We start from the raw sequence: 21554 nt of genomic DNA, 5'->3' as shown, positions 1-21554 counted from the left end.
TCGATGCCGGCAGAGGACGCACCTTCTGTGTTGGGGATCATGTTGACTGACTCCTAAATGGGTCGGCTGGCACCGGCACGCATGTTTCGAGACGAGCCGGTGCCCAGTGGCAAGGGAGAGCCTGGGCTGGCTGCAGACTGGATCGCCAGCGACGCGGCCCGCGCATTGCAGGCTCTGCACGCCAAGGGCGATCCGTAGTCGCTAGAACGAGAAGCGCCCGAGCAGCGCAAAAACGGATGGGCTCGTGCCCATCGCCGGCGCCGTATCGTTGATCGGGAAATCCATGAAGGCGTTGGCTTGGTTGAACGTCTTCGACCAGTACGTCAGGAGCGCGAAATACTTGTTGAACTGGTGCTCCACGCCAATCGTGAGGATCTTCGACGCGCTTTCCGGGCCCGCACGCAGGTAGCCGATGATCTGCTTGGAGGAACCGCTCACCTGGCTGCCAACGGCGTATCCCAACTTGAACTGATCTTGCGCAGTGAACTTGTGAATCAGGGAGAGGTAGTACTGGTTTTGCGCGAGGTCACCATCCGCAGCCTTGTAATGCAGGCGCTGCACGATCCCTGCGAGTCTGGTGGTGTTATGGAACCAGTACGCTGCACCGAATTTCACCCCCAGATCGGTACCACCGCCAACCTGATACTGGTGATGCGCTTCGGACGCGAACGTGACATTCAAGGGCCCTTTGTCGTAGGTGGTCTCCAACGACACCATGTAAGGGTTTTGTGCGGGGGCAGCTGCGATGTTCAGAGCAGGATTCGCGTTTTGTTGGCCGGTTTTGAATTCATTGACCTCAAAACCAAGGCGCATCTTGAAGCCGTTGATGTCGGGCGACCAATACTGGATCAGATTGTGCTCGCGACGATCGAACGTGGCTGGATCGCTGATCGGGTCACTTGATGCGCCCGAGCCGTTCCCCATGATGCCCATGTACGCGCCCGTCGTCGTGTAGTACGGGTCATAGCCGAAGGTGGCATGCGTATATGGCGTCTGCCAGCTGCCGAAAATGATGCGCCCGAAGGTCTGGCTCTCGATACCGACGCCGGAATCCCGGTTGGCCCACGTCTGCACAGGCACGTGTAACCCGCCACCACCATCCGCTGCCGCGCTGCTTTCGATCTGCCAGACCGCCTTCAGGTCATCGTTGATCTTGACGTCGCCGCGGAAGCCGATCACTGACCGCTGGTTTCTGAGGCGGAAATGCGAGGGCGTGTTGGTCGAGATAAAGCGCCCGTTGTCATCAAGGACCGGATTGCCTTGGTTTGGACTGAACGTGTTGTCCGGAATATATGTCGTGCCGGTATGGAGATACTCCAGCCCGACCTGGACGCGCCCGTAGATCTCCAGGCTCGCGGCATCGCCAAAGTTGATTTTTGGCTCAGCGATGGCCGCAGTTGTGCCTGATGCCAACACGAGGATTGTTGCGAGTTCCCTTTTCAAGATTGTCTCCGTTCCATGGTTCCTGGGGTCCTTCGAGGTTTCTGGTGCCAACCTGGACCGCCAATCGGCCGGCAACCGAGTCAAAATCATTCGCCCACATTTTTTATGCAAAACCTATGCATTCGTTTGCATAGGCGAGTAAAATTTTTTTGCACACCCAATTGCACCGTCGCTTTGCTTCCAGCAATGCGATGGCCTCGCCCCGACGCGCAGGACAAAGCATTCACGCTCTCCCGCACAAGCAGACCATCCACGCAAGCGATGCCCTATGGGTGAACAAAAGCAGTGTCGAATACTTCGCGCGCAATCCCCGCGTTAATCCCTTTCTGCAACACTCGTCGCCATTCGCAGAGCAATTCCGCCCTGGTCCAACTGGCGAAGCAGACCAGCACGCCAGCAACTTTCCACGCTTCTTAGTGCACCTGCAAAGGAACTGCAAATTCAATGCATTCGTTTGCAGATACTACGCTGCACAAGAACCTTGTCAACGGCTTTGAACTAGGGGTTTGCACTTGCAGCGTTGTTTGCAATCCTTTGCATGGATACAATCAACTACATGGAAAACGCACCGCAAAAGCCCGGCTCTGGCCGCGTCACGATTCGCGAGGTGGCGCTGCACGCGTCGGTCAACGCGTCAACCGTTTCGCGTGCACTCAATCCGGCAACCCGCCACCTGATCGGCGATGAAGTCGTGCGCAGAGTACTGGCGTCCGCAAAAGCGCTCGGCTATCGGCAGAACAAGCTTGCGTCCGCGCTACGGCACGGACAGTCGCGAGTGATCGGGATCTGCTTGCCCGATATCGAAAACCCCGTCTTCCCGCCGATCATCTGCGGCATTGAAGAAGAGTTGACAGCCGATGGCTATGGTGTCCTGATCGCCAACACAACCGGAACCGCGAAAGACCAGGAACGTGTGCTCGAGCAAATGCTGGCGCGCCGGGTGGACGGACTCGTGCTCGCAACCGCGGCCCGCCATGATCCGTTGGTCAGGCGTTGCATGCTGGACGGCATGCCCGTCGTGCTGGTGAATCGTGCGGAGGAAGGCGGCCAGGTTCCGGAGGTGGTCAACGACGACTTCCTATCCATGAAGCTCGCGGTTGACCATCTGGTGAAACTTGGCCATCGCCACATTGCCCACCTCGCCGGGCCGGCGCATCTGGCAACGGGCTTCTCGCGGATTCAGGGTTTCCAAATGGCCACCCAACAGCATCAGCTGTCAGGGGCGGCGATTGTGGAGTCTGCAGAATTTACGCGCGAAGCCGGCAGGGAAGCCTGCAACCAACTCCTGAAGCGGCACAAGAACGTAACCGCGATCGTTGCGGGTAACGACTTGATTGCGTTGGGGTGCTACGACACGTTCAATGCGCAGCACATCAAGTGCCCGGGGGACATTTCGCTGATCGGGCACAACGATATGCCGCTGCTTGACATGCTGCATCCGCCACTGACGACACTGCGCATTCAGCACCGGGAAATGGGCCGGCAGGCAGCCCGGCTGCTAATGGGCATGCTGACGACGCCCAGCGCAGCGGCATTGCGCATCATGCTGCCGCCGGAATTGATCGTGCGCGGCTCGACGGCTGCCCCGCACAAGTAGCGGATTGCCGTGCAGAATCCGCGGGCACGCACCGCGACTGCTGGCGGCTCTGACCAGCCCGCCCCACCGCCTCGAAGGTCAGTCCGCCTGATAGATACGCGCCCGCCCCGACCGATATGCTTCGGCAAGCGCAACATAGCGCAGTGCGATAGTGCGCAGGTTGGCGATTTCATCCTCGCGCAAGTCGCGAAGCGGCGCGGCTGGGTTACCCGCCCACAACTGCCCGGCCGGCACGACCTTACCAGGGGTCAACACGGCGCCAGCGGCCAGCATGGCGCCACGCGACACGCGCGCGCCATCGAGTACCCGAGCCCCGAAACCCACCAGGGCACCGTCTTCGATCGTGCATGAATGCAAGATGGCACCGTGCCCGACCGACACTTCGGCACCAATCACCGTCGGCCGCCCATTGGTACTGACATGGACAATCACCCCATCCTGCAGGTTGGAGCGCGGGCCGATGACGATCTGCTGAACATCCCCCCGCACGACTGCGCCAAACCAGACCGAGGCCCCCTCCGCGATATCGACGTCGCCAATGACCCATGCCCCCGGTGCAATGAACGCCGCCTCGTCTACGCGTGGCTCAACCGACAAGAATTCTGGCAAGACTTCCATTTCACTCAACCCTATCAGGACATATTTCGCGCCGCCTAGATGGCAGCGGTGGACTTGCGCACGACAAGCGAAGGCATCAGGACGCGCGTAGACGGCGCCAGCTCCGGCTTGCGCAGCGTCTCAAGGAACAGCGCGGCGGCATGCTCGCTCATCTGCTCCACCGCAACGCGCACCGTGGTAAGCGGTGGGCTGACCAGATCGACGAGCGGCATGTCGTTGTGCCCGACCAAAGACATCTCCCTCGGGACAACAATCCCCTTCGCATTGAGGACATCCAGGGCGCCGAGCGCGATCAGATCGTTAGCGCCAAAAATCGCAGTTGGCTTGGTCCCGGAACGCAACAACTTCTCAGTCGCCTCCTGACCGGCAACGCGCGTAAAAGCCGAGGCCTCGACCACGGCACTGTGCTTAAGACCCATCGCACGCGCGATGTCGACAAACGCATCGCGCCGCGCCTGGCCGGTTGACGATGTCGATGGCCCCGCAATGTGCGCAATCGAGCGATGCCCCAATGACGTGAGATGTTCCAGCACGAGCCGCACGCTCTCCCGGTCGTCATTGACCACGCTCGGGTAGTCACGATCGCCGCTACCGCGGTTGACGAGCACTGCGGGGAGCTTTCTCGACTTGGCCGCCTCGAGCATGGGGTCACCGCTCTCCGCCGCAAGAATCAGCAGCCCGCTTACCTGCCGATTGGCCAGCGCGAGGATGAGATCGCGGCGCTCCTCCGGCGCCGCCGGCGTCTGCACCACCAGACTGAGCATCTGATGCTGACGCAGCGCCCTTTCGAGCCCCTGGACGATCGGGCCGAATACGGGGTTGTTCAAGTCGGGCACGACGATGGCCGCCATGTTCGACTGCTTGGTTCTGAGCGACGCGGCGACAAAATTGGGTTGGTAGCCCATATCGCGGGCAATGCGTTCGATTTCCGCGCGCTTCTCCGCCGACACCTTGCCGCTGACCCCACGCAAGGCACGCGACACGGTTGCCGGATGCACGCCGGCCGCACGAGCGATGTCGTCGATCGTCACTGGCTCGATTGACATAAGCACCTCAAGGACAAACGATTGTCCTTAGATTACAACGATTTAGCACCAATCAGCAAGCCGGCCACCCCGCTAAAATCAACAACGTCAGGAAATTTCGCCTTGACCGCAACGGGATGCTGGCCTAATCTTTGGGCAATCGATTGCCCATTTCGTTGCACAAACATGACGAAACAACCTTTACCAGCGTCCAACCCCGCGGCTCTGCTGGAAGCCGTTTTGCAAACCAACGAGACGACGCGCAACCCACGTCTCAAGGAAGTGATGGCCGCCGCCATCCGCCATCTCCACGCATTCGCAATCGAAGTCGACTTGACGCCTGACGAGTTGCAGGTAGGGCTCGATTTCCTGGTAGCCATCGGAAAGGCCACCGGCCCCAAGAAGCACGAGGGCATTCTGCTGGCCGACATTCTTGGCCTAGCCACCCTGGTGCAACTGCGCAATGCCCGCGACGCCGTGGCAGCGGGCGGCACAGAACCCGCGCTGGTCGGGCCCTTCTGGCGCGAAAACCAGCCGCTGCGGGAGAACGGTGCACACATTGCATCGGACGCCACACCAGGGCCGCGCTTCGAGGTTCGCGGCCGCGTACTCAGCCTGGACGGCAAACCGCTGGCCGGCGCACGCATCGAAACCTGGCAGGCATCCCCCGAGGGCCTTTATGAAAACCAGGACGAAGCGCAGGAGCACATGAACCTGCGTGGCCGCCTGGAAACCGACGCGCAAGGGCGCTTCTGGTTCACCAGCGTGCGCCCCGCCGGTTATCCCGTCCCTACAGATGGCCCCTGCGGCGAACTGCTGGCCGCACAAGGCCGCAAGGTCATGCGGCCGGCGCATCTGCACTTCATCGTGGCCGCAGAGGGCTACAAGGTGCTGGCCACGCAGATCTTCGACATTGAAGACCCGAATGCCTTTGAAGACGTGGTGTTTGGCGCGGTCGGCTCCCTGCTTCGCAAGTTCGAGCCGGACGGTGATGGCGGCTATGTCCTGGACATCGAACTGAGACTCGAACCCGGCGAGACCCGCCTGCCGCACTGCCCCCTGCCCTGACTACACGCGAGCGAACAGCTCGACCTCACCATGAACGAACGAACATTTGCACCTCAAGACCGACTGGATGGCGAAGTGGCCGTCATTACCGGAGGCAACGGCGCGATTGGCAACGCAACCGCCTGCCGTCTCGCAGCGCTGGGCGCGCGCGTGGTACTGCTGCAGCGCGCTCCTGCGGCAGCGTCCCAAGCGCTGCTCCAGTCGCTGCCTGGCGCCGGGCACTTCGCCATCGAGGCCTCTGTCACGGACAGTGCCAGCCTGGCGCGGGCCGCGCGGGCCGTGGTGGAAAAAACCGGCGGCGCGACCATCCTGGTGAATAGCGCCGGCTTCACCAAGCCTGTGCCGACGGCTGACCTCGATGGCCTGGACGACGCACTGATCGACGACATCTTCGCCACCACCTGGCGCGGTACCTTCGCGGCCATCCGTGCTTTCACCCCGCAGCTCAAGGCGCACGGCGATGGTCTGATCGTCAATGTCTCATCGATTGCCGCCTTCACTGGGCTCGGCAGCAACCTTGCCTACGCCGCGGCCAAGGCGGGAATCGACGCCACGACGAAAGCGCTGGCCAAGACGCTCGCCCCCGCCATCCGCGTACTGGCGGTCTCGCCCGGCATCGTCGACACCGGTTTTGTGTCCGGGCGGGATGCCCAGTTCAACGAACGGGTCGGCGCCACGATCCCACTCAAGCGGGTGGGCGTAGCGGATGACGTCGCCTCGGCCATCGTGGCGTGCGCGACCACGCTGCGTTATGCCACCGGCAGCATTCTGGTCGTCGACGGCGGCCGCCACCTCGGATAAGCCTCATCAAAATGAACAACGCCACCATCCTTACCTGCGCGGTCACCGGCAATCTCACCAAGCCGGAGCAGACGCCTCACCTGCCGATCACGCCCGACCACATCGCGGACGAATGCCTGGCTGCTGCCGAAGCCGGCGCTGCCGCGGTACACATCCACGTGCGGGACCCGAAAACCGGCGCACCCTCGATGGAGCTTGATCTCTACGAGCAAGTCGTCAGCGCGATCCGTCGCCACAACCCCGAACTCATCATCAACCTGACCACCGGCCCCGGGGGGCGCTATGTACCGAGCGACGAGAATCCGAGCATCGCCGGCCCCGGAACGACGCTTCTGCCCCCGGAACGACGCGTGGAGCACATCGCGGCACTCAAGCCTGACATCTGCTCGCTGGACCTGAACACCATGAACTCGGGCGACCAGGTGGTCATGAACACGCCAAAGAACGTCGCACGCATGGCGCGCATCATTCAAGAAGCCGGCTCGGTTCCGGAACTCGAATGTTTTGACAGCGGCGATCTGGTCCTTGCCAACAAGCTGATCAGCGACGGTGCGCTCGACGGCCCAGGGCTCTACACGTTCGTGATGGGCGTTCGGTACGCCCTGCCCTTTTCTCCCGAGGCTGTTGCGTTTGCACGCTCACTGCTGCCGGCCGGCGCGCAGTGGTCCGCCTTTGCGATCGGACGTCAGGCCTTTCAGGCGGTCGCCCAGTCGTTTCTGATGGGCGGCAACGTGCGCATCGGCCTGGAGGACACCGTTTATCTAGACCGTGGCGTGCTTGCACCGAACAACGCTGCGCTGGTCCACAAGGCGCGCCGCATTGTTGAAGACCTGGGCGGTCAACTGGCTTCACCCGCTGAAGCGCGCAGACGCTGGAACCTCGCGCCGACCAACCGGCGTTGAAGCCTCTGCCGCCTCGTACCCCTTTCTTTCACAACCTCTTGAATTGACCACTCCATGAGCACCACGACTTTGGCTCGCAAGCTTGTTCTTGCAGAGAAAGCATCCAACGCAGAATCGATTGCCCCCGCGATTGTTCCACTCGACCTGATCCAACCGCCCGAAGGGCATGCGGTGGTCCATGTGCAGGCTGCTGCTGTCAACCCAAGCGATGTCAAGGCGGCGCTCGGCATGATGCCGCACGCCATCTGGCCGCGTACCCCGGGTCGCGACTTTGCCGGCGTGGTGGTTGCCGGGCCGGATGAATGGCTTGGCGCCGAGGTGTGGGGCACCGGCGGCGATCTCGGCATGACGCGCGACGGCACGCATTCCACCTACCTGGTGCTTCCGGTCAGCGCCCTGACCCGCAAACCCTCAACGATGGGAATTGCCGCCGCCGCCACGATCGGCGTGCCCTTCATCACCGCCTACGAAGGCCTGCGCCGCGCTGGCCTGAATGGACAAGGCCAAGCCGTTCTGGTGCTGGGCGTCAATGGCAAGGTCGGCCAGGCCGCCACGCAGTTGGCGACCCGCGCCGGAGCCCGCGTGATCGGCGTCGAGCGCGGCGCATCGGGCTACATCGGCCACGCAACCAGCAACGTTCAGGTGTTCCATTCGGAAGACCCGGAGCTGGCGCAGAAAATCATGGCCGCGACCGGCGGTCGTGGCGCCGATATCGCCTACAACACGGTCGGGTCGCCGTACTTTGGGCTCGCACTCGAGACCCTTGCCGTGGGCGGTACGCAAATCCTCATCTCGACCATCGAGCGCAACGTTCCGTTCGACATCCTGGCGTTCTACCGCAGGAACCTGCAGATGCTGGGCGTCGATAGCCTGAAGCTGACCGCCGTGCAATGCGCCGCCATCCTGAACGAGCTCCTCCCCGGGTTCAAGGATGGTTCGCTGAAGGCCTTCGACGTCGATGCGTCCACGCTCCTTCCGCTTGAGCAGGCATCGGACGCCTATCGCAAGGTGCTCGCGGGCTCGACCGAGCGTGTGGTGCTGGCTCCCTGAGGACACGCCCATGCAACTGGTTCGATTCTCCGATGCCCCAAGCTACGAGGCGCCCGGGCACATGCACATGGCGATGCGTCAGATTCAGGGGCGCGCAGCCGGCAAGACCGACTCGGTATGGATGGGCGTCTCGATCATCCAGCCCGGCGGCGGCACCACGCTGACGGCCTCTCCGGTCGAGAAGTTTTATGTCGTTCTCGAAGGGACGCTACAGATCTCAACCATGGGCGATGCGGGCAGTTCGGTCACGCAGTTGCATCCGTTCGATTCGATACGCATCGAGCCGGGGGAAGCCAGGCAGCTTCTCAACGAGTCCGGCGAACCTTGCACGGTGTTGCTGGTGATGCCCAACCCGTAAAGCGGGAGACCGCTGTGACTTGAATGGCGGGACCGCAATGGCCCCGCCTTCTCGACTGCCTGCTCCACTCCAGAACTTCAGCAGCATCCCCACCCGCGCCAGCACGTTGCGACTGGTCGCTTGCCGCACCGTCGGGCTGCAACAGACCGTTGACCCTCGCGCGCATGACCGGACCATCGCCCTGCGCACGCGGTAGATGCCCCCCCACATAGGCCGTGGTGCGTTTGGAGAAGTGGTATTGCAGCGCCCCGCACCTGATGCGCCTTGTTGTTCTGCAGGACAACGTGCCTCGTATAGACGCATCGTTCTGGCCCGCCGCCGTTGCTCCGCGCTTGACGCACCGCATTGACTGCATGACGATCAACGTCCAACGAATTACCAAACTGAGCGCTGATGCCCCCATATCGTCACGCAAAGGAGACAGGAACCATGACCCACGGCACTGCGCATATCGGATCGACGCCCTATCGCACGGACATCGTTGTAGGCGGCCATGCAATCACTGCCGACGAACCTCCGGCTTTGGGAGGCCAAGGCGTTGGACCTGCCCCGTACGACCTGTTGCTCGCAAGCTTGGGGGCGTGCACAGCGATTACGCTCAAGATGTATGCCGCCCGCAAGGAGTGGCCTCTCGAATCGCTCGACGTCTCCCTGCGGCTCGTCGGAATCGACGATCGGCGGATCGAGCGAACGCTCTCCATCGTGGGTCTTGACGAGAAACAGAAGGCCCGGCTTGCGGAGGTTGCCGAGCGCACGCCCGTTACCCTGACGTTGAAGTCCGGGCTGCCGATCGACACGCATCTGGCGTGAGTTGCAGACCCGGACGCAACACAGAGATGATGTAGGCATTCGGCCCAATCATCACATCGCCTGCGATGTGCAGGCCGCCTCAGTTGTAGAAGGTGCAGTTCTGATTGATGAAGACATTCCGCCCCACGCGAATTTCGTCCCCGCCGTCGGCATAGAAAGGCGGGATCAGGACAAAGCTCGTTTTGATCGGCCGCCCGACGAGTTGGCTGAACACAGCACACATTTCGTCGGCATCGTTGCGCGATAGCTGGTTCAGTGCAGCGGTGCCCCGCTCTCTTGATGTTTGCCGCCATCGCCATTGATTCGGGGGGGGGGCTCGAACCGTCTCGGTGCAATCCTCCTTCGCCATTGCATATCAGCATCAATCACGGCTACGTGCCAAACCAACCGTCTCCATATTCAATTATTTTGAATAACATATCCACACAACGAGCTCTTTGAGTGAAGCTATCGTCGCTATAGTTCTCTCCATGCCGGCGTAACAAAGAATTACCGCCCACAAGACACTTCAATCAAATTGAATTAACTTGACCAGAGAGAACACCATGACCAACGCCAAGCTCGAAGTTCTGACCCCGCACAACAGCCAACTCATCTTCATCGACCATCAGCCCCAGATGGCCTTCGGCGTCCAATCGATGGACCGTCAGACCATGAAGAACAACGTGGTTGGCTTGGCCAAAGCAGCCAAAATCTTCGACATCCCGACCACCATCACCACGGTCGAATCGGAGGCGTTTTCAGGCTATACCTACCCCGAACTGCTCGACGTGTTCCCTGGCAAGCCGACGCTTGAACGCTCCTCGATGAACTCCTGGGACGACCAGAAGGTGCGGGACGCTTTGGCTGCCAATGGCCGCAAGAAGGTGATCGTCGCTGGCCTCTGGACCGAGGTCTGCAACACCACCTTCGCGCTGTCCGCAATGCTCGAAGGCGACTACGAGATTTACATGGTGGCCGATGCCTCGGGCGGCACTAGCAAGGAAGCACACGACTATGCGATGCAGCGCATGGTGCAAGCCGGCGTAGTGCCGGTGACCTGGCAGCAGGTGCTGCTGGAATGGCAGCGCGATTGGAAGAACCGCGACACGTACGACGCGGTGATGAAGGTGGCCAAGGAACACTCTGGCGCCTACGGCATGGGCGTGGACTATGCCTACACGATGGTCCACAAGGCTGAGCAACGTACCGCCACCAGGCACGAATCGCTAGCGCCGGTACACGCGCCGGTCATTGAGCGCTAATTCTGCATTCACGAGCTGGACGTTCTGCGGAACGTCCAGTCACTTCAGACACCGGGACAACCACCCACTCCGATCTTGTCCAACGATGAACCGCATAAAGAAGATTGTCAGCAAGTGCGAGCTCGCAGCAATTGCGTTTGCGAGCGGATTCTTGAAGCATGCTCATACGTCATCGTCTCTCGGCATCCTCGCTGGCACGCTAGCGGTGGGGGGATTGGTCGCAGACCACAGCCTGAATCAAGCTCGCCGTCTCAAATGAACAGGAGAACTCTCATGCCCACGCTACCGTTGCTCGAACCCGCCGATTGTGCGTTGATTCTCGTTGATGAACAGGCAGGCCTTGCTTTCGCTGCAGGCTCTCAAGACCCGCAGATTTTGCGCAGTAACGGTCTTGCGGTCGCAAAGACGGCAATCGCCTTTGACGTGCCGGTTGTAGTCTCCACTTCTGCCTCGAAGGTATACAGCGGCCCGTTGATGCCGGCGTTTCGCGACGTGTTGCCCGACGTTACGCCTATCGAACGTCGCAACATGAATCTCTGGGAGGATAACGCAGCACGTGCCGCGATCGCGGCGACCGGCAAGCGCACCCTGATCATCGCGGGCCTGCTGACCGAGGCCTGTGTGAGCTTTCCTGTGCTCTCAGCGCTATCCGAGGGGTATCAGGTTCACGTCGTCGCCGACGCGTGCGGTGGGCTGACACCCACAAGCCATGACCTTGCATTGCGACGGATGGCTTCCGCCGGTGCGGTCATGACTTCATGGCTCCAACTCCTTCTCGAATTCCAAAGAGACTGGACCCGTCATGAGACCTACGAAAAGGCCCGGGCGATCGTGGTGGAGCATGGCGGCGGATATGGCACTGGCCTCGCCTATGCACGGGACATGATCAAACCGACGTGAGCAAGCCGTCCTCGCGTCATTGAAGCTGACGACACGCCGGGCACCCCGATGGCGGCCCGGCTTTCTGATGATCAAGCTCCATCGAATCGAATTCGACGGCTCACCCGATCCTCACCTGAACAACCACGACGCCACCAGCCGCGTATAGCGCGGCATCACCACGTAGACCATCAGGAACACGATCCCTGCAGTCACAGCAGCCTTGTGGATGATCGAATCGTGCGCCAAGCCCAGGTGCGAGAGTACCGGGACAACGACCCATGGCACGACGATGCTGAGCGGAAAGATCGCGCTCCACGTAACCAGCCATTGCTTCCAAGCGGTCGGCACCTTAACCGGCGTGCTTTTCGGTGTGAACCAGAAATCGAGGCCGGTCTTGATTTCATAGCGATCACCCCGCTGCAGCGACGATTGCATCCGTTCGATAAAACGGTGGCGGACATCAGACTCCATCCACGCGCTGAGGCTCTCGAAATCGGCAAAACGGAGAATCGTCGCGTACTCCCGGCTGGGGCTGACCGGACGGATCACGTCGGTGCTGAGATAGCCGGGAAACGCTTCGCAGGCGACACGAATGTCCGCAAGCCAGGCTTCGTATTCTTGGACAGCATCGGGCGCGACTTCGTGAACGATGACGCTCGTAACAATGCTCTGTGGATTGATGGTGGTCGAGCTCATCGGCTCCCAGTCGGTAAAGGTTACGCAATAGACCTTGCGGTGGAACACCAGCCTGCGGCCAGCTAACGCGGGGCAATCTCCGCGCAGTATGGTTGCCGTACTACGATCGTGAAACCCGACCTAGGTGCACCCTCGTCACACCACGGTATTAAGTAGTTGTACTAGCGCAGCGTGCTCGACGGCCAAATCGGCAGAGCGATCGAAATGATGCAGATAGCGAGACGTGAAGCTGTCGGTGCGTTCGCGATCCAGCTTCAGCAATTCAAGCGCCCTTGCCGCCACGACATGCGGCGCCACATCAATCGTGCTTTTTTCATCCAGCGCTTCGTCGAGCATGACAATCAGGCGGCTCAGCGGCTCAAGCCACTGCATCGATTCATCATAGGCCATCACCTGAAGGAATTCTCCCGCTGACTGGCGGCCGTGCACCTTTTCATAGTCTCGACGCTCGATATCAACCAACACCCTGTGCAGATTGAGTAAGGCAGTGCGGACGCGCGTGCAGTGTTCAGAAACGATGTGGGAGGCTTGCATTTTCATATTGGTTTTGCGGTATCAACGCTGATCGGCTCTGGCCCAGGAGGCAGAGGCCACGCATCCTGACTGATCGGCAAGGTGAACTGGAACACGGCGCCTCGGGATGCGTTCACATCTGCCCATAGCTGGCCTCCGTGCGCTTCAACAATGAGCCGACATATTGCCAAGCCCATACCGAGGCCCTCTTCCTTTGTTGTGTAGAACGCTTCGAATACCCGCTCGGCAGTCTGCGGGTCCAACCCGGTACCCGCATCTTGCACGGCGACCAGCAAGCTTCCGGATGCATCGAGCGTCGATCGGATCAGCAGCTCTCGTGGTCGCTCACGCAGCTCCCTCATCGCCTCAATGCCATTCATCATCAGGTTCAGTAGCACTTGCTGTAACTGCACTCGGTCACCAACCACGGCCGGGAGGTCATTCGCAAGCAGCGTCCGCAGCAAGATTTGGTGGCGGAGAAGCTCTCCTTGGATGAGGGAGGTGGTGTCTTGGATCAGATCGTTCAGGTCGAGCCGCGCCGTAACTGAAGCGGACTTCTTGAACAGTGCCCGGACACCGGCAATCACGGCACCTGCCCGGTGCCCATCCTCAACAATGCGCCGCACTCTCTCCCGCGCCTCGGCGATGTCGGGCGGCTGGCGGGCCAGCCAGCGCACAGCCGCATTGGCGTTGGTGACAATCGCCGCCAGCGGCTGATTGACCTCATGCGCGATCGAAGCGGTCAGCGCACTCAAGGAGGTGACACGTGTCACCTGTGCCAATTCGGCCCGTGCGCGTTGTAGCGCGTCCTCGGCGTTTTTCCGCTCGGTCAGGTCAAGCACGAAGGAGACCCCCTGGGCCTCGGTATCCTCAAAACTTGCGCACCCGACCAGTACGGGTACTCGACTGCCGTCCTTGCAGAAGTACTCCTTTTCGAACGGCGGCAGGCTCTTGGTCCGTTTAAATTCTTGCACCAACCGCGAATCCTGCCCCCACCACTCCGACGGCGTCAGCTCGGTCCAAAGCAGACGACCGGTGAGAATATCTTCCCGCTCATAGCCCAGCATGCGAAGAAACGCGTTGTTCGCGTCGAGAATCCGGCCGTCGATGTGCCATATGCAGATACCGATGATGTTGGCTTCGACCAAGCGCCGAATCCTCGCTTCACGCTGATCGAGGTCACGGTACAAACGATTATTCTCCAGCGCGATGGCTGCTTGCGAGGCGAGCAGCTTCACCACCACGATCCGTCTGGGGGCAAATACACTGGCGGCCAGCTCGTTCTCAAGGTAGAGCACCCCGATCAGTTTGGCTTGGGTCAGCAACGGCAGGCACAGAATCGAACGTGCGTTGTGCTGCCGGATATAGGAATCGCCAGAAAACGGCGCCTCAGTCACTGCATTGCTCAGGACGACATTCTCGCGAGTTCGCAGGACGTAGTGGACAATCGATGTCGGCAACGCACTTGCCGCCATGGCTTCGTCGTGTAACTGAACACTGACCGCATCGCCCTGCGTCCTTGCCTCCGCCGCAATACGCGGCTCATCGCCGCGAAGCAGCACCAACACGCCCCGTTGCGCACCAGCCTGTTCAATTGCGGTGCGCATCAGCGTGTCAAGCAGCTTATCCAAGATGATCTCGCCTGACACCACTTGCGACATGCTGATCACCGTAGCAAGGTCCAGGTGTTCGACCGACGCGCCAATCGTGGCAGTCGGCGCGGCCGTCCGTACTTCCTCACCAAGATGCGGATACAGCGCATCGAGTTGCTGTACCTTGCCGTCCGCACCCCAGCGAAGATAACCGTGTCGCGCATCCTGCAGGTACACGCGAGCAATCTTGTCAAAACCGCGCCGAGCATAGAACCGTGCGGCCAACTCGTTGGCAAGCGCTTGGTTATGGACGAAGTCGTTGTCGCGCGCAGAACTGATGGCGAGCTCGTAGAGGCGCATGGCATCAGTCTCACGCCCGTCAATGCGCGCGATCTCGGCTCCCACCAACGCAGCCCGGTTCTCAAAGTTCTCCGGGCAATGCTCCGCCCAAATCTGGAGCTGTCGGTAATGGGTTGCCAGGGCCTCCACATTGAAGGCTTGTTCCTCCGCAACAGTAGCGTCGAACGCCGCGGCCCGTGCGAGCGCGGCATAGAAATGGTATTCCGCTTGCTCGAAGAACGACGGCGATGTCCAGAGAAGCGGTTGCGCCTTTTCCGCAGCGATAAGGGCGGCAGCGTGGTCACCGGCGAGAACACGCGCCTGCAGTTTGCGAATCCAGTACCAGCATCTGGGTAGCGTGCAACCCGAGGTCTCCTCCATGTGCTGCTCGAACCGGGTCTCGTCAAAACCGGCGTCGTCGAAACAACCGAGGATCGGGGTTAGACCACGCAGCGTTCGCGCCAGTTGCCGCTGTGGGGTCACTTGGTCGACAACCAAGCCAAACCGCGCCTGCATCGCGAAATCGATCGCACTGTCAGCCGTGCGCTCGACTTCTGCCAGAGACTCCCCACTCGCGAGCAGATGGGCAATCAGGTTGTTGCTGCGAGCGAATGATGCGTAGGTAAGATCGCCAAACCTGTTGACGACCTCGAAGGCATGTTGAACTAGACTGCGGGCGGTGCGGATGGGGCGCGCCCATGGCATCACGTAGCCGCCGAAAACCTGGTAGACGCGCGCTTTGAAGCGGTCGCGCGTGCATCGCTGCGCCAGGTTCAAACCAAGCTGACCGAAGCGGTATCCGAGCGCATATTCGCCAAACTCGGGCGGCAGAATCATGCCCAGCCAGACATAGCCAAGGCACGACGCATCGCTATTGCCGTGCTCAAGGCTAAGGTTGACCATCCGGCAGATGACAAGCGCGCGCAGATTCTCGCTCGAATACCAGGCCGGTTGCATGAACCCGGTGAGGACGTCCATCGTTCCACACGCCACCGGGTCAACCATCTCCGGGAGCGTAAGCAGCGCTTCGATCGGTCGGTCACCGAGTCGCCGCCACAGTTGGCCGTACTCACGCCGGACCTCTTCTTTCGTCGGCTCAGCCGACCACTCGACACCTGCCATGCGCAGGTACTCCAAGCCCACCTCGACGGCGCGATCGCGCTGGCCAAGGGCCATGAAGAGCTCCAGCCTCATCTGAGTGACAGCGGCCAAATCCGGAAGACTCGCGGCACGTGGCGCCAAATCCGCCAAACGCGCATCTGCTGCAGATGATGCGCCAGTCAGGAACTCGCATTCCGCTCGACATAGATCCAACGCGAAAGCGAACTCAGGCCAGCGCTGGCGGGCGCCGTCCGGCAAGACCGCCGCGCTTGCGGTGAGATAGGTGAGCGCCGACGCGTACGCTGTCGCTGCCCTGGCACGCTGGCCTGCGAGCAAGTTCAATTCGGCCAGCCTATACCGCTCCTCGGCCGTGTCGATCAAAGCCGCGCCACGGTTGAATTGACCAACAATCTCGAAAACGTTGTCCGCCATCAATTCCGGGGATAAGCCTGCGGCGAACCGTCGTCCGATTGCTAAGTGCACGCCCGGCCGCATGCCTTCTGGGATCAACGCGTAAGCTGCCTCCTGCACGCGGTCGTGGAGAAATCCATAGGCACCCTCCGAGCGCAGAACGAGTCCGGCTCGAACCGCCTCCCAAAACACCTCTTCCAGTGCGGCCTCACTTCTCCCCAAGGCGATCGACAAGATGGGGATCGCAGCCTGATTGCCCAAGCAAGCCAGTTGCTGCAGGGCACTCTGGGTCTGCAGTGGCAGACGCCCCAATTTGCCCAGCATAAGGTCCGCCACATTGTCAGTGAAACCCTTGGCCTGGATCTGCTCGGGATTCCAAGACCAACCAGTGCGCTGATCGAATGCAAGCAGCCCCTCCTCCCCCAACGCAGCCAGGAACTGGATGGCGAAGAAGGGATTGCCGGCCGTCTTTTCCTGTACCAAGCCGGCCAAGGGCGCGACCTGTGACGGTGCGCAGTGCAATGCATCAGCAACGAGCCGGCCAATGTCGTCGCTTTCAAGGCTGCTCAGCACGATTTCGTGTACGCGCGCGCCAGACTGGCGGATTGTCTTCAATCGCTGCAGCAACGGGTGCCCAGGCTTGACTTCGTTGTTGCGATAGGCGCCGATGAGCAGCAGATGGCGCACTTCCGGATGCGTCGCCAGATGCTCCACCAACTTCAGCGTTGCCGCATCCATCCACTGCAGGTCATCGAGAAACAGCACCAGCGGATGATCCGCCTGCGCAAAGACACCGAGTAGACGACGAAACACCAGTTGAAACCGGTGTTGTGCGTCCCTCGGCGGTAGCTCGGAAACCGGCGGCTGCGGGCCGAGAATGAGCTCAAGTTCCGGAATCAACGGCACCATGAGTCCAGCGTTCAGGTCCAGCGCCTCCGCCAGCGCGACGCGCCACGGTGCAAGCTCAACTTCGCTCTTGCCCAGCAAAGCACGAATCAAGACCTGGAAAACCTGGACGAGCGTGGCATAGGGGATATCGCGCTTGTACTGATCGAACTTGCCGGATGCGAACAGGCCGCGCGCCGGCACCAGGACACGCTGCAACTCATGCACCACCGAGGTTTTGCCGATGCCCGAGTGGCCCGAGACCAGCACGAACTCCTGCGTGCCTTCAGTGACAACCCGATCGAACGTTGTGAGCAGGATTTCGATCTCGCGCTCGCGCCCGTAAAGGCGCTCCGGCGTGAGCAGCCGGTCTGGCCGGTCTTGCTCGCCAAGCGGGAATGGGGCTATCCATTCTTCGCGTTCCCACGCTGCCAAGCAGCACCGCAGGTCGGCTTCGAGCCCAGCTGCCGTCTGGTAGCGCTCTTCGGCCGTCTTGGCCAGCAGCTTCATCACCAGATCAGAGAGCACTGCAGGATTGGTGGGCACCCTCACAGCGGGGGGCACCGGCTGTCGCGCAAGGTGACAATGCACCCAGTCCATCGGATCACGGGCTGTGAACGGCAGCACACCCGTGAGCATCTGATAGAACGTGACGCCGAGCGAGTACAGATCGCTACGCACGTCGATCGAACGATTCATGCGCCCGGTCTGTTCGGGCGCCATGTAGGCCAGCGTGCCGGCAATTTCTTCGGGTGGCGCGAGCACCTGCCGCTCACGCGGCAAGCGAGACGCGAGGCCGAATCCGCTGAGCCGTGCCACATCGAGGGCACCATTCACCCAGATGTGAGCGGGCTTGATATCTTTGTGAACCAGGCCACGTCGGTGCACTTGGCTCAGCGCCCCGGCGATGCTGACGGCCAACCGCAAGAAGCGCCCCACATCCATGGCTGCGCCAACGACGCTGGCGAGCGACTTGCCGCCCGGGTCTTCCAGCAGCAGCACGGTCCGACCGCGCTCCTGAACAAGCTCCAGGGGGCGCAATGCCCAAGGTGCTTCCAACTGGCCCCTTAGATCATATTCATGCGCAAGGCGGGCGAGGCTCAACGGCGTCGGGCGCTCTGCGGCAGACCAAACCGCCAACACCGCTTCCTGTCGGCCGTCTGGAGTGACACGTGCTCCCCTGGCGAGGATGCATTCGCCATCCTCCCACTGAATCTCAAACCTCGTACCCTTCTCGGCACCGAGTAGGAATAGTGCATTCATCTGCGTGCCTGGCTCTTAAATCGGTCACTGCTTTCGGACCAGCGGCGCCACAGGCAATCCGCAGCCAACGGCCCTCGCCTTTCTCGGAGTCGCCGCGACAGCAATGGAACCTACTGATGGTGCGTGGCGACGCGCGCTGCAGGCGCCCAAGCCGCCCGTTAAACCAGCGTTAGCCCAGAGCCCAGGGCTCCACAGGACTCAGTCCAAGACGTTCTGCCATCAGTACCAGTTCAGCAAAGGTACGCGCACGCATCTTGCGCATGGCCTGGCCGCGATGGATTTTGACGGTCACCTCGCTAATGCTCATGCGGTCGGCAATCTGCTTATTCATCAAACCCGAAGTCGCAAGCGTCATGACCTCCGATTCGCGCTTCGTCAGCGTACCGAAGCAATCGCGCAGGGCGTTGTTTCTCAGGGCATGCGCGCGTCGCAGGGCATCCTTCTCCAGAGCAGCAGCCACTGCGTCAAGCAGGTCTTGATCGCGAAAGGGCTTTGCCAAGAAGTGCTCGGCGCCGGCCTTCATCGCAGCCACCGTCATCGGAATGTCGCCATAACCCGTCACGAAAATGATGGGCACATGCACATTCATCTGGGTCAGCTTCGCCTGTAGGTCGAGCCCGCTCGGGCCCCGCAGACGAACATCGAGCACCAGGCAGCACGGCACATCCGGAAACTGGAACGCGAGCAGCTCACCTGCTGATTCCAGCAGCACCGCACGCCGATCCACCGAGCGGAAGAGGTTTCCAAGCGCGTCTCTGACCATCGCATCGTCGTCGACGACGACAACCAACGCATCGTGCAGTGGTAGTGGCTCCGAGAGAGGGTTCGCTACGGTGGTCATGGGGGCTCCCTGAAGATGGCCTTATCGCTCTTTTTTGATCGCCATCGTAGTCAGGTCACTGAGCGCTGTCTTGCACGGCTGTGCGAATTTCTTGATTGCCTGTGCGGTGAATGAACGTCACCAGCGATTTCGGCCCATCGATCCGACAGCTGCTACCAGACCTCCGGTAAGGCGGGTCATACCAAGAAACAATGGCGGCCCTGTCGTGCAGAACTTAGGCTTCATCCCGCATGTGTTCGACACCGTGTAAGGACCGCGCCCCGATCGCGGGCGCAATGGTGCGCCTGCGTCTGTCTCAATTCACCATCTCTAGAGGAACCCACGATGAGCAACCCGAAGCTCGAAGTTCTGACACCGCACAATAGCCAGCTGATCTTCATCGACCACCAGCCGCAAATGGCCTTCGGCGTGCAGTCGATGGACCGACAAGCCCTGAAGAACAACACCGTCGGTCTTGCCAAGGCAGCCAAAATCTTCGGCATTCCGACGACCATCACGACGGTCGAATCCGCGTCGTTCTCGGGTTACACGTACCCGGAGCTGTTGGATGTGTTTCCTGGCCAGCCGACCCTCGAGCGCACCTCGATGAACTCGTGGGACGACCAGAAGGTGCGCGACGCCCTGGCCAAGAACAACCGCAAGAAGGTGGTCGTCGCCGGCCTGTGGACGGAGGTGTGCAACTGCACCTTCGCGCTGTCGGCCATGCACGATGCCGACTACGAGATCTACATGGTGGCCGACGCCTCGGGCGGCACCTCCAAAGAGGCGCACGACTACGCCATGCAACGCATGGTCCAGGCTGGCGTGGTGCCGGTGACGTGGCAGCAGGTGCTGCTGGAATGGCAGCGTGACTGGGCGCACCGCGACACGTATGACGCCGTGATGCAGCTGGTGAAGGAACACTCCGGCGCCTACGGCATGGGCGTGGACTACGCCTACACGATGGTGCACAAGGCACCGCAGCGCACCACATCCGCACACGAGTCGCTTGCACCGATCCCGGCTCGCTGAACACCAGCCCACAACACTCGCCCCATTTCAAACATGAGTACGCAAGACACATCCCTGCCTGCGCCGCACGACCTGTCGCGCCGCAAACTGCTCGTCTCAGGCGCGAGCACGATGGCTGCGGCCGCCGCTGGCGCGCTGGTGGCCGGCACAGCAAGTTCAGCCCAAGCGGCCAACCCCAAAACATCGCACCCACATTCTGGAGACCACAATATGTCCTTCGTCACGACCAAAGACGGCACCCGCATCTTCTACAAGGACTGGGGCAGCGGCCGCCCGGTCGTGTTCTCGCACGGCTGGCCCCTGTCGGCCGATGCCTGGGATTCCCAGATGCTCTTCCTGTTGCAGCACGGCTACCGCGTGATCGCGCACGATCGCCGGGGCCATGGCCGCTCTGACCAGCCGTCCAAGGGCAACAACATGGACACCTATGCCGACGATCTCGCGACGCTGCTCGACACGCTGAACATCAAGGGTGCAACCCTGGTCGGCCACTCGACCGGTGGCGGCGAGGTGGCCCACTACATTGGCCGTCACGGCACCAAGCGCGTGGCAAAGGCCGTGCTGATCGGTGCCGTGCCGCCGATCATGGCCAAGACCGCAGCCTATCCGAACGGCCTGCCGATCGAAGTGTTCGATGGCATCCGCAAGGGCGTTGCCGAAAACCGCTCGCAGTTCTACAAGGATCTGACCACGCCGTTCTTCGGCTTCAACCGACCGGGCGCAAAGATTTCGCAAGGGACGATCGACGCATTCTGGGCACAAGGCATGGCGGGTGGCATCCACGGCCAGTACCAGTGCATCAAGGAGTTCTCGGAAGTCGACTACACGGAAGATCTCAAGAAGATCGACGTGCCCACGCTGATTCTGCACGGCGATGACGACCAGATCGTGCCAATCGACAACTCCGCCAAGCTGTCGGCCAAGCTGGTCAAGCACGCGACGCTGAAGATCTATCCGGGCGCCTCGCACGGCATGTGCGTGATCAACGCCGATCAGGTCAACGCAGACCTGCTCGCCTTCCTGTCGGCTTAAGGCCCCGCGAATCCACCGCGATTGTCCGACTCACCCTGGCCCAGCCACCCGCTGGGCCGGGGTCACAACCAT

20 protein-coding genes are annotated in these 21554 nt (G+C 61.2%); 12 read left to right on the top strand and 8 right to left on the bottom strand.

Annotated features, from left to right (window positions below; all coding sequences use genetic code 11):
* Positions 1–57 precede the first annotated feature (57 nt).
* Entirely contained in the window at positions 58–198 is a 141-nt protein-coding gene (locus F7R11_RS27000) for a hypothetical protein (protein WP_156668977.1), read from the top strand.
* A gap of 3 nt (positions 199–201) precedes the next feature.
* Here the strand turns inward: F7R11_RS27000 and F7R11_RS09230 are convergent, their stop codons facing one another.
* Complete coding sequence (locus tag F7R11_RS09230; RefSeq protein WP_167317172.1) at positions 202–1494, bottom strand: porin; 1293 nt, start codon at positions 1492–1494, stop codon at positions 202–204.
* A 487-nt stretch (positions 1495–1981) separates the two neighbouring features.
* Between F7R11_RS09230 and F7R11_RS09225 the strand changes: the two genes are divergently transcribed.
* The gene (locus F7R11_RS09225) at positions 1982–3040 is read left to right on the top strand and encodes a LacI family DNA-binding transcriptional regulator (RefSeq protein WP_231973181.1); all 1059 of its coding nucleotides are present in this window, start codon (positions 1982–1984) and stop codon (positions 3038–3040) included.
* 78 nt (positions 3041–3118) lie between these two features.
* Here the strand turns inward: F7R11_RS09225 and F7R11_RS09220 are convergent, their stop codons facing one another.
* Both F7R11_RS09220 and F7R11_RS09215 read right to left on the bottom strand, forming a co-directional pair.
* Positions 3119–3658, bottom strand: a complete 540-nt coding sequence (locus F7R11_RS09220; RefSeq protein WP_064802792.1) for a gamma carbonic anhydrase family protein — start codon at positions 3656–3658, stop codon at positions 3119–3121.
* 35 nt (positions 3659–3693) lie between these two features.
* Positions 3694–4704 carry a LacI family DNA-binding transcriptional regulator gene (locus tag F7R11_RS09215; protein ID WP_064802790.1) on the bottom strand — a complete coding sequence of 337 codons (1011 nt, stop codon included), beginning with the start codon at positions 4702–4704 and terminating at the stop codon, positions 3694–3696.
* Between the two features lie 165 nt (positions 4705–4869).
* On the opposite strand from F7R11_RS09215, the gene F7R11_RS09210 reads away from it, so the two are divergent.
* From F7R11_RS09210 to F7R11_RS09185, 6 genes are all read left to right on the top strand, one after another.
* Complete coding sequence (locus F7R11_RS09210; RefSeq protein ID WP_031329315.1) at positions 4870–5751, top strand: dioxygenase family protein; 882 nt, start codon at positions 4870–4872, stop codon at positions 5749–5751.
* Between the two features lie 30 nt (positions 5752–5781).
* Positions 5782–6552, top strand: a complete 771-nt coding sequence (locus F7R11_RS09205; protein ID WP_064802788.1) for an SDR family NAD(P)-dependent oxidoreductase — start codon at positions 5782–5784, stop codon at positions 6550–6552.
* Between the two features lie 11 nt (positions 6553–6563).
* Complete coding sequence (locus tag F7R11_RS09200; RefSeq protein WP_064802786.1) at positions 6564–7454, top strand: beta-keto acid cleavage family enzyme; 891 nt, start codon at positions 6564–6566, stop codon at positions 7452–7454.
* Positions 7455–7508: 54 nt separating this feature from the next.
* Positions 7509–8504: a quinone oxidoreductase family protein gene (locus F7R11_RS09195; protein ID WP_064802784.1), complete on the top strand. Its 996-nt coding sequence runs from the start codon at positions 7509–7511 to the stop codon at positions 8502–8504.
* A gap of 10 nt (positions 8505–8514) precedes the next feature.
* Complete coding sequence (locus tag F7R11_RS09190) at positions 8515–8862, top strand: cupin domain-containing protein (protein WP_064802782.1); 348 nt, start codon at positions 8515–8517, stop codon at positions 8860–8862.
* A 429-nt stretch (positions 8863–9291) separates the two neighbouring features.
* Positions 9292–9672, top strand: coding sequence for an OsmC family protein (locus tag F7R11_RS09185; RefSeq protein WP_021194731.1), 381 nt, complete (start codon positions 9292–9294; stop codon positions 9670–9672).
* A 79-nt stretch (positions 9673–9751) separates the two neighbouring features.
* Here F7R11_RS09185 and F7R11_RS09180 read toward each other — a convergent pair whose 3' ends face one another.
* Positions 9752–10021, bottom strand: coding sequence for an LbetaH domain-containing protein (locus F7R11_RS09180; protein WP_197495026.1), 270 nt, complete (start codon positions 10019–10021; stop codon positions 9752–9754).
* Between the two features lie 196 nt (positions 10022–10217).
* On the opposite strand from F7R11_RS09180, the gene F7R11_RS09175 reads away from it, so the two are divergent.
* Together F7R11_RS09175 and F7R11_RS09170 are read left to right on the top strand one after the other, a co-directional pair.
* Positions 10218–10916, top strand: coding sequence for a hydrolase (locus F7R11_RS09175; RefSeq protein ID WP_064802780.1), 699 nt, complete (start codon positions 10218–10220; stop codon positions 10914–10916).
* Between the two features lie 273 nt (positions 10917–11189).
* Positions 11190–11816: a hydrolase gene (locus F7R11_RS09170; RefSeq protein ID WP_064802778.1), complete on the top strand. Its 627-nt coding sequence runs from the start codon at positions 11190–11192 to the stop codon at positions 11814–11816.
* Positions 11817–11927: 111 nt separating this feature from the next.
* Here the strand turns inward: F7R11_RS09170 and F7R11_RS09165 are convergent, their stop codons facing one another.
* From F7R11_RS09165 to F7R11_RS09150, 4 genes are all read right to left on the bottom strand, one after another.
* The gene (locus F7R11_RS09165) at positions 11928–12494 is read right to left on the bottom strand and encodes an antibiotic biosynthesis monooxygenase (RefSeq protein WP_021194735.1); all 567 of its coding nucleotides are present in this window, start codon (positions 12492–12494) and stop codon (positions 11928–11930) included.
* A 135-nt stretch (positions 12495–12629) separates the two neighbouring features.
* A complete protein-coding gene (locus F7R11_RS09160) occupies positions 12630–13034 on the bottom strand; it encodes a hypothetical protein (RefSeq protein WP_231973179.1) in 405 nt (134 codons plus the stop codon).
* The gene (locus tag F7R11_RS09155) at positions 13031–18598 is read right to left on the bottom strand and encodes a trifunctional serine/threonine-protein kinase/ATP-binding protein/sensor histidine kinase (protein WP_064802774.1); all 5568 of its coding nucleotides are present in this window, start codon (positions 18596–18598) and stop codon (positions 13031–13033) included. The genes F7R11_RS09160 and F7R11_RS09155 overlap by 4 nt, the downstream gene beginning before the upstream one ends.
* A 169-nt stretch (positions 18599–18767) precedes the next feature.
* Positions 18768–19439 (bottom strand): response regulator transcription factor, encoded by a 672-nt coding sequence (locus tag F7R11_RS09150; RefSeq protein WP_021194738.1) that lies wholly within the window; start codon positions 19437–19439, stop codon positions 18768–18770.
* A gap of 324 nt (positions 19440–19763) precedes the next feature.
* Here F7R11_RS09150 and F7R11_RS09145 point away from each other — a divergent pair, with 324 nt between their 5' ends.
* Both F7R11_RS09145 and F7R11_RS09140 read left to right on the top strand, forming a co-directional pair.
* Positions 19764–20450, top strand: coding sequence for a hydrolase (locus F7R11_RS09145; protein ID WP_064802772.1), 687 nt, complete (start codon positions 19764–19766; stop codon positions 20448–20450).
* Positions 20451–20660: 210 nt separating this feature from the next.
* On the top strand, positions 20661–21482 hold the full coding sequence (locus F7R11_RS09140) for an alpha/beta fold hydrolase (protein ID WP_390624354.1): 822 nt from the start codon (positions 20661–20663) through the stop codon (positions 21480–21482).
* The last annotated feature ends 72 nt before the right edge of the window (positions 21483–21554 follow it).

The sequence above is a fragment of the Ralstonia insidiosa genome (genome assembly GCF_008801405.1).
GTDB classification, from domain to species: domain Bacteria; phylum Pseudomonadota; class Gammaproteobacteria; order Burkholderiales; family Burkholderiaceae; genus Ralstonia; species Ralstonia insidiosa.
Note: the sequence above shows the minus strand (reverse complement) of the source record. Positions and strands in the feature narration are given on the sequence as shown.